This window comes from Caproiciproducens sp. CPB-2, assembly GCF_036287215.1.
Lineage (GTDB): Bacteria > Bacillota > Clostridia > Oscillospirales > Acutalibacteraceae > Caproiciproducens.
The window spans coordinates 52,304-67,277 of sequence record NZ_CP142860.1; the positions used below are offsets into that span (position 1 = coordinate 52,304).

Here is a 14,974-nt window from a genome sequence, read left to right on the forward strand (position 1 = left end):
TGTATGAAAGTTTTTTCACGACGGTTTAGGCGACCGCCGCCGTAGGCGCGAAAGACGCGCCGCGTCCGGAACGCGGGTGAAGCGTTCCGCACCCGAGTCCCTCCGGGCGCCTAAAAGACATACTTTCCCGTCAGGAGGATAGTATGTCTTTTTTTATATATATAAATGTGATATTATGGATTTCAAAGATATTGCATCATGCCGATAAACAGGCAGTTGTAGTGTAGATTATTATAGGAGGGATTAGCGTTATGGATGATGAATTGAAAATAAAATTGTACTCATTTACAGTGGATTGCAAGGACCCGCATGAATTAGCAGAATTTTATGCGGCGTTGCTCAAGTGGGAGACCATGTTTATCGATGAAGATTGGGCGTGTGTATACGCTCCGGGAACCAATCAGGGGACATATCCTGGTATAATGTTTCAACGGAATCCGGAGTATAAACCGCCTGTATGGCCGGCAGAGCCTGAAGCCCAACAGCAAATGGCACATATAGACTTCGCTGTTAATGATTTAGAAGAAGCAGTTCAATATGCAATCCATTGTGGAGCAACCATCGCAGATGAGCAATTTTCTGATCATTGGAGAGTTATGCTTGATCCCGCCGGACACCCTTTTTGCTTATGTCAAATGAAATCGATTATCGAGAGTGCCCAGTTTGCGTTGTTATAGAAAATCACGAAATTGAGAGGAAATTCACGATATTCCTGTAAATACGGGTTTAATTGGTAAGATGATTTACGGGATCTACAAAATCTTTTTTCCACTATTACTCCAAAAATAAGGACAGGCTTTGCCCCTGTCCTTGTTTTTTGTCTGCCACGAGGCGAAAACCCCGGTGCAGGTTTGGGCGACCGCCGCCGCAGGTGCAAAGGCCGCACTGCGTCCGGAACGCGGGTTAAGCGTGCAGCACCTGTATTCCGTTCCAATATAGAAATTTATGACTGTTTAAATTGCCTTTCTGCTGATACCTTGTATCACATTTTTTAAAATTACAACTAAAAATTTCATTTCATGTAAAAATATATTATTGACTTTTGCATAATCCCATGTTATTATTGACATATAATAAAACTTAGTTTTACTCAATAAAATTTAAATACAATAAATTTTGATTAAGGGGACAATTTGAAATATTATGTATAGGGGAAATAAACCTGAGGGAAACGGCAGATATGCAATTACCAGCGTTCAGAACGCGCTAAAGGTTTTAAAATTATTTGATGCGCAGAATGTGCAGCTTTCTTTGATTGAAATCAGCAAATTAAGTGGAATCAGTAAAAGCACTACCCTTCGCATTGTGTTTACCTTAGTGCAGGAAGGCTTTTTAAAACAAGATGAGACATCAAAAAAATATGAGCTCGGAATTGAAATTGTCAGAATGGGCTTGTCTGCTTTTGACTCTTTAGATTTAAATAGAATCGCATCTGCGAGACTGAAGAAATTAGCAGATGAAACCGGGCTGATCGTACAAATGGCGATTTTAAATAAAAATGAGCTGATCTTAACTTTGAAAATCCTGCCGAAGGTAGGATTCAGCCGGGCTTTAAGCTCTCATATCGGCGGTTCCATGCCAATATGGTGCACCGGGATCGGCCGCTTGTTTCTTGCCAATATGAAAGAGGAAAAGGCAAGAGAAATTTTGAATTCCTGTGAGTTAAAACAGTATACGCCCAATACTATTTTAGACAGAGACGAAATCATGCGCCTGGTAAAAACAGCTGCGAAAGAGAAATCAATTATCACCAGTTCCGAACATGAAAACGGAATCATCAGTATTTGCTACCCGATTTATGACCATACAAATAAAATGATTGCCGGTTTCAGCGCTTCGGGAATTCGCGAAGTGATAGCAGATATGGATATCAATAAAATTAAAGATGCTGCGAAGAAGGCTTCGGAAGACATTTCAAATGAGCTAGGCCATAATATAGTAAGCTAAGGCGGAAACGGCAGACAGAAACATTGCGGAGGGCAGGAAGACAGGCCAAGTCAATTTGATTTTTATAATCTTGCAAATTAATGAACCTTAGTTTTACTCAGTAAAACTAAAACAAACCTAAATTATGTAATTTTTAATGAAAGGAATTATAGAAGAATGGAAAAATTAAAGGTTGTAATAACGGATTACGCTTATCAGAATCTTGATGCGGAAAAGGAGGAGATATCGAAAGTCAATGCCGAAGTTTTCGATTATCAGTGTAAAACGGAAGACGAAGTAATCGCGGTCGCCAAAAATTGCGACGCTTTGATCGTCCAGTTCTGCCCCATCACCAGAAAAGTCATCAATAATTTGGAACATTGCAGGCTGATCGTGCGGTATGCTATTGGTGTTGATAATATAGATATAGATGCCGCAACGGAAAAGGGCATCTATGTTGCAAATGTACCGGATTATTCTATTGATGAGGTTTCAACCCACGCGGTGATGCTGATTTTGGCCATGAACCGCAAGCTGAACCAAACCGTTTCTATGGTGAGAGGAGGAAGATGGAATTACTCCCTGCTGAAGCCAATGTACAGAGCAAGCAATGCCTGCCTTGGCCTCGACGGCTTTGGAGCAATTCCTAAAATGGTCGCAGGCAAGATGAAAAACTTCGGAATGAAGATCATTTCCTATGATCCGTATGTGACAAAAGAACAGATGCAGCAGTGCGGCGTCCGGAAAGTGGACTTTGAAGAGTTGGTCGAAACCAGTGATTATCTGTCCGTCCATTGTCCTCTTACAGAGCAGACCAGAGCGACCATCAACGCGGATGTGTTCAGAAAAATGAAAAACACAGCGGCGCTTATCAATACGGCCAGAGGCAGCATCGTGGATGAAAAGGCTTTGATCGAAGCGATTCGGAAAAAGGAGATCGGCGGGGCGGCAATCGACGTGCTGGAAACGGAACCGATTGCCATGGACAACCCTCTGCTTCATTTTGATAACGTTATCGTCACCCCGCACATTGCGTGGTATACGGAAGAATCCATTCATGCGCTTCAACAGAAGGTGGGCGAAGAGGTGGCGCGGGTGCTTTCGGGAAATGCGCCCAAGAACCTGGTAAACAAGTCATTACGCTGATGGAAAGGGGCTGAAAAGATCATGTATGCAGTCATTGATTGCGGCACGACCAATACAAGAGTCTACATATTAAATAACGAAAACCAGATGGTAGGTCAGGCCGCCCGTAAGGTGGGCGTTCGGGACACCTCTATGACGGGGTCGAAGGACGCGCTGAGAAACGGCCTTCGGGAAGCTATTCTGGAGGCAATCGAAAAATCCGGAGCAAAAACAAAAGATATAAAATACGCGATTGCTTCGGGAATGATCACGTCGGAGATCGGACTGATGGAAATCCCGCATTTGGTGGCGCCCGCGGGAATCCGGGAGCTCGCCGAAAATGTGAAAATCGTTTCCGGCAGGGAAATTATTTCTCTCGACATCCCCATCATGTTTATACGGGGAATCCGAAACAACTACGGCGACAACGCCACGCTGACGGAAATCGACGATGTGGATTTTATGCGCGGCGAAGAGGCGCAGGTCATTGGGATCCTCGACGAATACCGGATTAAGGAACCGGTGAATATCCTGGTGCTCAGCTCCCACTCAAAGATGATTCATGTGAACGGGGACGGAAAAGTGGAAGCAAGCATGACGACTCTCAGCGGGCAGCTGTTCGAAGCGGTCATCAACCAGACCAACGTGGGGAAAAGTCTGGTTCCGTGCGACGGAGAAGAGAGCGGAGGATACACCTTTGAGGAGATCGTGACGTTTGCGGGGCGCTGCGTCCGTACGAAAGGGCTTGTCCGGTGTTTCATGATCCCCAGATTCATGCAGGTATTGCTGAAATCGGACTATATGGAAAGGCGCGGTTTTGTCGACGCTTCCATTGCGGTTGATGATATGAATGCCATCAGAAGCTTCGATTTGAAATATAATGGAGGTGCTTATATTCTTTTCGGGCCGGAATCCCGCTGTAAATTATACTCCTATTTGTTGAAGAAGGAATATGGGGAGAATGCGAAGATCGTTTCCGTTTTCGACAAAGAGAAGCTTGCCGAACTGACGGTTCGGGGCGGAGTCAAAATCGCAGATCTGTACAGGCAATTAAGTGAAAAGGGAGGAATCGATCATGTTTAAGATGAGAGGGGTAGTTCCGCCGGTAATTACGCCCTTTTTGGAAAACGGCGGGGTGGATTACGAAGGGGTAAAAACATTAGCCCATTTTCTCAAAAACAATGTGCATGGAATGTTTATAACGGGCTCTTACGGGAGCGGCGTACTGCTCACCGAAGAAGAAAGAAAGAAAATCATCGACGTTACGGTGAAAGAGGTTGATGGAAAAATTCCCGTGATCGTTCACACGGGCACGGCCGACACCGCAAGCGCGGCGCGGCTGTCCAAGTACGCGAAAGAGGCCGGCGCACAGGCGGTCGCGGCGGTGGGGCCTTATTACTACAAACATAACGACGACAGCATCTGTGCGTTTTACGACGGAATTATGGAGGCGGTCGGACCGGATTACCCGGTATATGTTTATAACAATACCCAGTTTCAGGGCTATACGATCAGCCTGGAGTTGCTGAAGAGGCTGAAAGGCATGGGCATCCACGGCGTGAAGGACGCTACCTTCGACATTCTGGCCCACGCAAGCTATATGCGCGTTCTGAAGGACGGCAATTTCGACGTTGCGCTGGGGACGGAAGCCATGTGGCTTTCCGCCTGTGTCCTGGGCTGTGAGGCTTTCATTCCGGGAATCGGAAACGCGCTCCCCGAGATTTGCTGTAAGATGTTCGATCAGGGAATGAACAAAGAATATGACGCCCTGCGTGAAACCCAATTCGAAGTGAATCAGATTCGGGATATCATGTATCTTGCGAAATCGACTCAGCTTGCGATCTATGCGATGCTGGAGATCCGCGGAATCCTCAAAGCGTTTCCCCGTTCTCCTTTTCTGCCGCCCACACAGCTTGAAAAGGATGAAATCAAAGCAAAGCTTCTCGCGCTTGGCGTCATAAAACTTTAGTCAACTTTAGGGCTAAAACTACAAAACTGCTAAATTTCAGTATGCGAACCAATAACTTTTTGTAAAAGATTATCCTTTTCTTAGCGGTCAGCAGAATACATTTCCAAACATGTCGGAAATAAAGGAATAACACTGTTAGTAAAAGAAAGGAAGATTGAAAAATGAACGGTAAGTCCAGAAAAACTTCGAAAATTCTTGCAATGCTTCTCGCCCTGTCGATGATTGTTCCGCTGTCGGCCTGCGGCGGCAGCCCTTCGGCGGCCTCCGGCGCGTCGGCGGGCACAGGCTCCGCAGCGGGTTCTGACGCGTCGCCGAAAGGAGACATCCTTTTTGGGGTTTCGACGGCAATCACAGGCGCCGCGCCTCTGGAAGGCGAGCGGACAAAGCAGGGGATCGATATGGCCGTTGAGGAAATCAACGCGGCGGGGGGAGTATTGGGCAAGAATCTGAAAGCGGAATATGAAGACGATGCAAATACGGCGGGAACCGCTGTCAATGTTGTGAACAAGCTGGGCTCGAACCCGGACGTCGTCTGCCTGTTCGGGCCGCACAGAAGCACCAACGCGATCGCGGTGCTCGGCAGCGTCGCAAAAAACAAGATCCCGTTTTTAACAGGCGGCTCGTCGCCTTCCCTGATTAACTCCGGCAATCCTTACCTTTTCAGGATCAGGGCGTCGGATTCCTTTGTCGCGAAGATCATTTCAAAATATGCGGTGGAAAAGCTGCATGGTACAAAGATCGCTCTTCTGTACAATAACGACGATTACGGCGTAGGCGGCAAGGATGTCATCCTCGCGGACCTGAAGAGCAGAAACATAACCCCCGTGGTATGCGAAGGCCACAATACCGGCGATAAGGATATGACCAGCGTCATTGAGAAAGCAAAGAACGCGGGCGCGGATTGCCTGATTGTCTACACGCATGATCCGGAAGCCGCTATTTTAGCGCGCCAGGTCGTTGAACTCGGTCTGGATGTTCCGAAAATTGGCCCGACGACGTATGTCAACGAGACGTGGCTGTCTCTTGTCGATGAGAAAACGGCGGAAAACTGGTACAGCGTAACGGACTTTATTCCCAGCAACACGGATGAAAAGGTTGCCACATTTGTAAAGAAGTTTAAAGAGAAATACAATGTGGAACCGGATCTGTTCGCGTCGTCCTATTACAATGCGACCTACCTGCTGGCTGACGCGCTGAAACGCGCCGGTACGGCTGACAGAGAAAAACTGCAGCAGGAGCTGCTTAAGACGAAAGATTTCCCAAGCATCTACGGAAATATGAGCGCCAACGAACACGGAGAATTGATCCACGATGCGGTAGTCGCCCAAATTCATGATAAAAAAGCCGTTTATGTGGAAAAAGTTACGGAATAAGATTGAGCACTGTCCCCGGTAAATTTCTGTTGCTGTTTCAGAGACCTGTGAAATGATCCTGCAAGACAGCAATTTCATGGGTCTCTAAATATCTTGAATCGTTTTAGGATGGTTACTGAAAGAACAGGATACCCCTGTTTTTCCGGATGTATTTTTGGAGCTGCATTTCTTTTTCGTGTATTTTGCTGCCTTAGAACTGCCGTAATGACCGTGTGCAGTAGAGAGTATGGGAATTGTATTGATTTGGACGGGATATAAAATTGGGAATCCGTGACCGTTGATTAAAATGATGGTACTGCGTATCGGATGTACTGTTATAGAATATTCTTTTTATGAAATTAGGATTGAATCGGGTGTATTGCTCTATTAAGTTTGATTGAAAGGGAGAAGTTTATGGAATCGTTTTTACAGCTTGTTGTAAGCGGAATCTCGATGGGCTGCATTTATTGTCTTGTAGCTATAGAGTTCTCGCTCATTTGGAACGCAAGCGGACTTATAAACTTCGGGCACGATAGTTTCATTATGTTCGGAGCATATATTTTTGCTGGTTCCATGATTCTAAGAGGAAATTTAAGCGTTCCGGCGGCAATTATCAGTTCCCTTATTTTCATGGCGGCTTTCGGGGTACTGGTGGCTGTAACTATTTTTATTCCGCTGAGCCGGTTGGGTTCTGATATATTTGCCGTTATGGGAACCATTATGCTTGCAAAAATTATCAGTGAAGGCGTCAGGCTGTTTTACGGCGCGTCGCCTTTTTCTCTTCCCGGATTTCTGGGAGGAACCGTAAAATTTGGAAATGTTGTTATGGGAAGGGTAAGCTTCTATATCATTTTCATTACCATTGTTACCTTGATTTGCATCCATCTGCTGTTCTCAAAAACGAAAATCGGCCGTGCGATGCGCTGTGTGGCGCAGGATAAGGACGCGGCTTCGCTGATGGGGATAAACGTACAGCGCAACATTATGGCGACCGTAGCGCTGAGTTCGGCGATATGCGGGATCATTGGCGTTTTGATTATCCCGCTTTTCAGCGTCGATCTTAATATGGCGTCCATGATCGGGCTGAAAGGATTCGCCTCGGGAATCATCGGCGGCTTCGGATCGATGCCGGGCGCGATGGTTGGCGGACTTTTAATCGGCTTGATCGAAAACCTTTATACCGGAATCGGCCCTGCGATTTACAAAGATGTTGTTGCGTTTTTGCTGATGATCATATTCCTGATGATAAAGCCTAAGGGAATTATGGCCAAGAAAAATCTGTAACATCATCTGAAAAGGAAAGCGAGGGAATGAATTTTTATGAAAAAAAAGGGGATTGTCCAACTGGCGGCGGTTTTTTTGCTGTTGATCTTATTCCTGTTGGTTCCTGTGTTTGTGAAACAGACATATCTGATCATATTGTTTGACAATACGTTTATCAATATTATTATTTTAGTGGGTTTAAACTTCATAACCGGCCTGATGGGAGAAACCAATTTAGGAACGGCCGGAATCATGGCGCTGGGCGCGTACACCTTTTCCCTGTTTTGTACGCGGCTGTCTTTCTCCCCGTGGATTGGGCTGCTCTGCGCAGTCGTGATGGGGATCCTGATCGGCTTCGGGCTCGGCTGGCCGAGTCTGCGGATGAAGGGAATTTACCTTTCGCTGACCACGCTTGGCTTTGGGGAAATCGTAAGGCTGGTCCTGAACAATCTCGCCAATGTGACAGGCGGTTCGACGGGTGTCACCAATATCCCCTCTTTAAACATTTTCGGACATGTGCTGACCTCCGCCATGGATTTCTATTATTTTATCCTTGTCTGCGTAATCATTATTTTGGCGGTCACCTATAAAATCATTCATTCAAAATGGGGACGGGCGATCAAGGCGATCAAGGACAACGACGTTGCCGTGGAAGCCTGCGGTATCGAAATTTCCAAAATAAAAATTTTAGCCTTTACTCTCTGCAGCGTTTACGGCTGCATCGGCGGCGCCCTGTACGCGCAGCTTATGGGTTATATCAGCCCTTCGGACTTTACTCTGAATTCGTCCGTTACCTATCTCATGATGCTGATGATCGGAGGGATCGGTTCCGTTCCGGGCAATATCATCGGGGCGTTTATTGTAACCATGCTTCCGGAGCTTCTGAGATTCCTCAAGGATTACTACTGGATCACCTTCAGCGTTATCATTTTGATATTCTCCGTTTTGCTTCCGAACGGCCTCGTCTCTATCTTTAAGAAATTCGCCGGCAGGATCGGTTCCGTGCTGACCAGGAAGGAGGAATAAAGGATGCCCGAAATCTTAGAAATCAGCAACCTGACAAAAAAATTCGGCGGGTTGACCGCCGTAAATGATTTCACCATGCAGATGGAAAAAAGAAAGATCCATGCGTTGATCGGACCAAACGGCTCCGGAAAAACGACCACGATCAATATGATCAGCGGCGTGCTGCAGGCAAACTCCGGCACCATATTGTTTGACGGGCAGGATATTACCAAAAACACGACGAATAAGATTGCCAATCTCGGCGTTATCAGAACTTTTCAAAATATCAAGCTGTTCAAATCCCTTTCGGTCGTGGAGAATGTCATGGTCGGCGGGCACAAGGATACCCATATGGGCCTGCTTCATTCCCTGGTAGACGTCAGGGGTTCCCTGAAAGAAGAAAGCGCTTTAAAGGAAAGGGCGGAAGAAGTATTGAACTTCATTTCGCTTTACAATGTAAAAGATGAAAATGTAAACAATCTTCCCTACGGGCAGCAAAAAATGGTCGAGCTGGCAAGGGCCATGATGGGCCAGCCAAAGCTGCTGCTTTTGGACGAGCCCGCGGCCGGGCTGAATCCGACGGAAAGGGTCCAGCTCATGGAACTCCTTCAGAAAATATATGACGAGGGAGTGGAATTGTTTCTTGTAGAGCACAATATGGATGTGGTCATGAATTTCTGCCAGAAAATCACCGTCTTGTCCTTTGGAGTTAAAATCGCGGAGGGAACGCCAAATGAGGTGCAGAATAACGATGAGGTAATCAAGGCGTATCTGGGCAAGAAATATAAAAAGCAAGGAGTGGATGAGGTACAATGAATGCCGTTCTGAGCGTCGAAGACATGGATGTTTACTATGGGAAAGTAAAAGCACTGAACAGTATAACGGTTTCAATCAACGAGGGAGAAATCGTTTCAATCATTGGATCCAACGGAGCCGGTAAGACGACGCTGATGAAATCCATTATGGGACTTGTGAAGCTGGCAAAAGGCCAGATTACATTTATGGGCAAAACGGTCAGTAATTTCAAAACCCATAATATTGTCAACGAAGGGATTGTTTACGTACCGGAAGGAAGAAGGATTTTTCCGGAGCTGACAGTATTTGAAAATTTGCAAATGGGAGCTTATTCCAAAAAATACAGTCCGGCCGAATATAGAAATAAAGTCGAAGAAGTGTATGAAATTTTTCCGAAGCTCAAGCAAAGATCCGCGCAGATGGGGGGCTCGCTGAGCGGAGGGGAACAGCAGATGCTTGCTATCGGCAGGGCGCTGATGGCTTCTCCAAAGCTGCTGCTGTTGGACGAACCGTCCCTGGGACTCGCCCCGATTATCATTGACGATATTTTTAACGTCATTATTGAAATCAACAAGCAAAAGCATATTCCCATCATACTTGTGGAACAAAACGCCTATATGGCGTTGAGCATCTCCACGAGAGCCTACATTTTGGAGATCGGCGATATTAAATATCAGGGCGACGCCAAAGAACTCTCCGAAAGCTCCGTCATCAAAAAAGCGTATCTTGGGGGATAGTGATCCAATTGTTATAGGGAATTTTTCAATTAAAGGGTGAGCTTCTGTGTATATCGATTTTCCTCCGGCAGACGTCCTCGTGCGCGGCATGGATCAAATCAGGATTCCCTCTATGGTTACCGTTGAACAAAAATATGATCCGGCGAATATCCGGGATATTTCTTCTCATATCCGCCGCCAAATGGAAGACAATCTGAAAAACAAAGGACAGTATTGGAATAAAAGACTCTGCCTGACGGTTGGAAGCCGGGGAATTCCCCATCTTGACCGGATCGTCCGTACCGTATGCGACATCCTGAAAGAATGGGGAGCAAAACCGTTTATTATCCCCGCGATGGGCAGCCACGGCGGCGCTACGGCCGACGGGCAAAAGGAAGTGCTGGCCGGCTACAACATTACGGAGGACAGTATGGGGGTCCCCGTCCTGTCCTCCATGGATGTTGTGGAATATGCGCGATTGGATGACGGTACAAAGCTGTACTGTGACAAATACGCCAGCGAATCAGACGGCATTATCCTGCTGAACAAGGTAAAGCCCCATACGGATTTTCGCGGCGCGCACGAGAGCGGGCTGGCAAAAATGATCGCGATCGGCCTTGCCAAGCATATCGGCGCTTCTTCCTTCCACCGGGTGGGCCTGGACCGATTTGCCGGGCTGATCCCAAAGGCCGCCGGGAAATTTCTAAAGCTGATGCCGGTTGCCTTCGGCATTGGGATCGTTCAGAACGCCTATGATGAGCTTTGCGCGATCGAAGTCATGGAAAAAGAAAAGATTATGGAGAAAGACAGGGAATTGCTTGTCCTTGCCAAAGAAAAAATCGCAAAGTTCAAGTTTGACGAATTGGATGTGCTGATTATTGATGAAATCGGCAAAAACATAAGCGGAATGGGATTTGATCCCAACATTGTGGGAAGAAACAATTCCGGGACCCGTGATTTTTCAAAAATTCTCCGTTTGCAGAAGCTGTTTATCCGGGGCCTTTCCGAAGAATCCCATCATAACGGAGCCGGGATCGCTTCGGCGGACGTAACGACAAGGCAATGCCTTCGGAGCGTTGACTGGGGTACGACCTGGACGAATATGATCACCGCGACAACGCTGAACGGAGGAAGGATCCCCCTGTATATGAACAACGACAGGCAGGCGATATTGCTTGCCATCCGCACCTGCAACGGAATCGATTTTGAGGATGTAACGCTTGCGCGGATCAAGAACACGCTTTCCATGAACGAAATTGAAATTTCACAATCATTATATAATAAAATAAAAGATAGAAAGGATATTCATTTGATCCGGGGACCTCATGAAATGCGCTTTGACGAGCATGACAATTTAATATAACGCTATGCCCCCGTGATCCAAACTTGCGCTTCGCCTTTTTTTATTGTATGCTATCCTTAAAACAGCAAAGAATATTCAGATCGCCGCATTTTTATGATCTGTCAGATACAAGGTGGTGCGCCGCATGTCCCAGACAACCAAACGGGCTTTGGAAGCTTCCCTGAAAAACCTGCTGCTCCAAAAGCCGCTGGATAAGATAACGATCAATGATATTGCGGAGGACTGCGGCATCAGCCGCATGACCTTCTATTACCATTTCAGGGATATTTTCGATCTGGTGGAATGGTCGTGCGTAGAGGACGCGACCAAGGCTCTGGAGGGGAAAAAGACATACGATACCTGGCAGCAGGGATTTTTGCAGATCTTTGAAGCGGTGCTTGCCAACAAGCCGTTCATCATGAATGTCTATCATTCCGTCAGCCGGGAACAGGTGGAAATCTATCTGTACAGGCTGACCTACGACCTCCTGATCGGCGTCGTCGAAGAAAAGGCGGAGGGCATGTCCGTCCGTGACGAGGATAAAAAGTTCATTGCGGATTTCTACAAATACGGATTCGTTGGGCTGATGCTGGACTGGATCAAAAACGGCATGAAAGAGGAGCCCCAGACGATCATCGACCGGCTCAGCTCGCTGGTTCACGGCAATCTCACCTCTGCTTTGGACAACTACCGCACGGATATTCCTTTATCAAAACGCCCGGAATGATCAAACTTTTTACAATTTTCGCGCCGTGATGAAATTTTCATCACAGCGCGTTTTCTGTTTATGGAAACCCTCCGCCGGAATGGATACAATAGTTTCAGAAACCAAAACAAACGGAGGTAACTTTTATGTATTATTCCAGCGGGAATTATGAAGCGTTCGCGCGCCCGGTTAAGCCGGAAGGCGTCGATCACAAGTCCGCGTACCTTGTAGGCTCCGGCCTCGCCGCGCTGGCAGCCGCCTGTTTCCTTGTCCGCGACGGGCAGATGAAGGGCAGCCGTGTCCACATTCTGGAAAAGGACCCGATCCCGGGCGGCGCCTGCGACGGATATCTCTATGAGAATCTGGGCTATGTCATGCGCGGCGGACGGGAAATGGACAACCATTTCGAGTGCATGTGGGACCTGTTCCGCTCCATTCCGTCTATCGAGACGGAAGGAATCAGCGTGCTCGACGAGTACTACTGGCTGAACAAGAAGGACCCGAACTATTCGCTGATGCGCGCGACGGTCAACCGCGGGGAGGACGCGCACACCGACAAAAAATTCGGGCTTTCGGATCAGGGCGCGGAGGAGATCATGAAGCTGTTCTTCACTCCCGACGAAGAGCTTTACAATAAGCGCATCGACGAATATTTCAGCAGCGAGGTCCTGAACTCCAGTTTCTGGATGTACTGGCGCACGATGTTCGCCTTTGAAAACTGGCATTCCGCTCTGGAAATGAAGCTGTATATCAAACGCTTTATCCACCATGTGGGCGGCCTTCCCGATTTCACGGCGCTGCGTTTTACCAAATACAATCAGTACGAGTCGATGATCCAGCCCATGATCAAATACCTGGAATCCAACGGGGTGCAGTTCCACTACGGCACCAGGGTCGTCAATGTGGAGTTCGATATTCAGAAGGACAGAAAAACGGCGAAGCGCGTGATCGTCCTTCACGACGGCAAGACGGAGAATATCGATCTGACCGAGGACGATCTGATCTTTATCACCAACGGCGGCTGCGTGGAGAATTCCTCCCTCGGCGGCCAGAACGAGCCCGCTCCGTTCAACACGGAGATCAAAGCGGGCGGCGGCTGGGATATGTGGCGGAAGATCGCCGCACAGGATCCGGCCTTCGGCCATCCGGACAAATTCTGCCATAATCCGGAACAGAGCAACTGGATGAGCGCCACCGTCACCACCCTGGACGGCGAGCTGCCGCCGTATATTCAGAAAATCTGCAGGCGCGACCCGTTTTCCGGGAAGGTGGTCACCGGCGGGATCGTCACGGCAAAGGATTCCAACTGGCTTTTAAGCTGGACGTTCAACCGCCAGCCGCAGTTCCGCTCCCAGCCGAAGGGGCAGCTTGTGGGCTGGATTTACGGCCTGTTCAGCGACAAGCCCGGCAATTACGTCAAAAAAAGCATGCGGGAATGCACCGGTAAGGAAATCTGCATGGAGTGGCTGTATCATATGGGAGTACCGGAATCCGAAATCCCCGCGCTTGCCGAAAAGAGTGCCAACACGATTCCCTGCATGATGCCGTACATCACCGCGTTCTTCATGCCCAGGGCAAAAGGGGACCGTCCTCTGGTCGTTCCGAAGGGCGCCGTCAATTTCGCTTTCCTCGGTCAGTTCGCCGAGACCGCGCGCGACACCATTTTCACCACCGAATATTCCATCCGCACCGGCATGGAAGCGGTGTATACCCTGCTGAACGTCGACCGCGGCGTGCCGGAGGTCTGGGGCAGCGTGTATGACGTCCGGGACCTGCTGAATTCCACCGTATCCTTGCGCGACGGCAAGAAAATGACCGATATGGAGCTTGGGTTCAAAGAGAGGCTTGCCATGAAGCTGCTTCTGAAAAAAACCGAAGGCACCGACATTGAAAAGCTTCTGAAAGAGCATCACGTGGTTTAAGATATGATTGAAATCACGCCCCTGCGGTCCGACGGCCGCAGGGGCGTGATATATCCAAAGCCGCCGGTTATTCATCCAGGCTTTCAAACCGCGCGATATAGTGAAATTTCAGCAGAGACGTCATACTCGGGTTGACGACCTCGATTTGGTCGAGCTGACGGAATGCAATGCCCGCTTCCAGACGGATTTCTCTTTCCTCTCCTTTTTTCAGGTCATAATGCTCCGGCTGGCCGTTTTGCAGCGGGGCGGACCATGTGCCGCCGTCCGGGTCGTAGGCGCTGTGGTTCAGGCGCAGCTTTCCCTCCAGCACCGTGATGCTGTACACGCATTTTCCTGCCTGCACCGGAAGCAGGCAGGAACTGGGCCGGAAGCTCATCTGGCCGCTCAGCGTAACGATATCGTCCATATGCCGGCATTTCAGCACATTCCCCGGCGATTTTTCACTGGACACATTTTCCGGCACGATCATGACGATGCATTTCGCGTATTTTACGACATAGGCTGCAACCGAGCCGATTTTCTGGGACAGGCCGGTCTTTGTGGATTTTGTCATCACGATAATATCGATTTCATCCTGCTCTGCACATTCAAGGATCTGATCGCCGGCCCGCCCGAAAACGACCTGCTTTCGCACGGGATAGCCCGGCAGCTGTCCGGCTACCGCGTCCAAGGTGGATTTCAGCTGCGCTTTGGATTTTTGCAGTTCCTCTTCCGAATACATCGTTTCCGTGTCTTCCCGGACCATAAGCAGTACGATGCTCACATCCTCCGGCGTATAGAGCGATTTGATCAGATCGACCGCCTGCAGGCTCCGCGCTGTTCCGTCGATCGGAAGTAAAACCCTTCTCATAAC

At 48.3% G+C, this 14,974-nt stretch carries 14 protein-coding genes; 13 read left to right on the top strand and 1 reads right to left on the bottom strand.

Annotation, left to right across the window (positions count from 1 at the left end):
- Positions 1-251: 251 nt before the first annotated feature.
- From VXK30_RS00250 to VXK30_RS00310, 13 genes are all read left to right on the top strand, one after another.
- The gene (locus tag VXK30_RS00250; protein WP_275715043.1) at positions 252-677 is read left to right on the top strand and encodes a VOC family protein; all 426 of its coding nucleotides are present in this window, start codon (positions 252-254) and stop codon (positions 675-677) included.
- 466 nt (positions 678-1,143) lie between these two features.
- Positions 1,144-1,947: an IclR family transcriptional regulator gene (locus VXK30_RS00255; protein ID WP_275715041.1), complete on the top strand. Its 804-nt coding sequence runs from the start codon at positions 1,144-1,146 to the stop codon at positions 1,945-1,947.
- A gap of 156 nt (positions 1,948-2,103) precedes the next feature.
- Positions 2,104-3,072, top strand: coding sequence for a C-terminal binding protein (locus tag VXK30_RS00260; protein WP_275715039.1), 969 nt, complete (start codon positions 2,104-2,106; stop codon positions 3,070-3,072).
- Positions 3,073-3,093: 21 nt separating this feature from the next.
- Entirely contained in the window at positions 3,094-4,134 is a 1,041-nt protein-coding gene (locus VXK30_RS00265) for a 2-dehydro-3-deoxygalactonokinase (protein ID WP_275715037.1), read from the top strand.
- Entirely contained in the window at positions 4,127-5,020 is an 894-nt protein-coding gene (locus VXK30_RS00270) for a dihydrodipicolinate synthase family protein (protein WP_275715035.1), read from the top strand. The genes VXK30_RS00265 and VXK30_RS00270 overlap by 8 nt, the downstream gene beginning before the upstream one ends.
- A gap of 161 nt (positions 5,021-5,181) precedes the next feature.
- Positions 5,182-6,393, top strand: a complete 1,212-nt coding sequence (locus tag VXK30_RS00275) for an ABC transporter substrate-binding protein (RefSeq protein ID WP_275715033.1) — start codon at positions 5,182-5,184, stop codon at positions 6,391-6,393.
- Positions 6,394-6,786: 393 nt separating this feature from the next.
- Entirely contained in the window at positions 6,787-7,656 is an 870-nt protein-coding gene (locus tag VXK30_RS00280) for a branched-chain amino acid ABC transporter permease (protein ID WP_275715031.1), read from the top strand.
- Between the two features lie 36 nt (positions 7,657-7,692).
- Positions 7,693-8,661: a branched-chain amino acid ABC transporter permease gene (locus tag VXK30_RS00285; RefSeq protein ID WP_275715029.1), complete on the top strand. Its 969-nt coding sequence runs from the start codon at positions 7,693-7,695 to the stop codon at positions 8,659-8,661.
- Positions 8,662-8,664: 3 nt separating this feature from the next.
- Positions 8,665-9,456 carry an ABC transporter ATP-binding protein gene (locus VXK30_RS00290; RefSeq protein ID WP_275715027.1) on the top strand — a complete coding sequence of 264 codons (792 nt, stop codon included), beginning with the start codon at positions 8,665-8,667 and terminating at the stop codon, positions 9,454-9,456.
- Entirely contained in the window at positions 9,453-10,172 is a 720-nt protein-coding gene (locus VXK30_RS00295; RefSeq protein ID WP_275715025.1) for an ABC transporter ATP-binding protein, read from the top strand. The genes VXK30_RS00290 and VXK30_RS00295 overlap by 4 nt, the downstream gene beginning before the upstream one ends.
- A 46-nt stretch (positions 10,173-10,218) precedes the next feature.
- Positions 10,219-11,514, top strand: coding sequence for a lactate racemase domain-containing protein (locus tag VXK30_RS00300; protein WP_275715023.1), 1,296 nt, complete (start codon positions 10,219-10,221; stop codon positions 11,512-11,514).
- Between the two features lie 124 nt (positions 11,515-11,638).
- Positions 11,639-12,220 (top strand): TetR/AcrR family transcriptional regulator, encoded by a 582-nt coding sequence (locus VXK30_RS00305; protein WP_275715021.1) that lies wholly within the window; start codon positions 11,639-11,641, stop codon positions 12,218-12,220.
- A gap of 125 nt (positions 12,221-12,345) precedes the next feature.
- Positions 12,346-14,121: an oleate hydratase gene (locus VXK30_RS00310; RefSeq protein WP_275715019.1), complete on the top strand. Its 1,776-nt coding sequence runs from the start codon at positions 12,346-12,348 to the stop codon at positions 14,119-14,121.
- A 67-nt stretch (positions 14,122-14,188) separates the two neighbouring features.
- Here the strand turns inward: VXK30_RS00310 and VXK30_RS00315 are convergent, their stop codons facing one another.
- Positions 14,189-14,971, bottom strand: coding sequence for a universal stress protein (locus VXK30_RS00315; RefSeq protein WP_275715017.1), 783 nt, complete (start codon positions 14,969-14,971; stop codon positions 14,189-14,191).
- Positions 14,972-14,974: the final 3 nt, after the last annotated feature.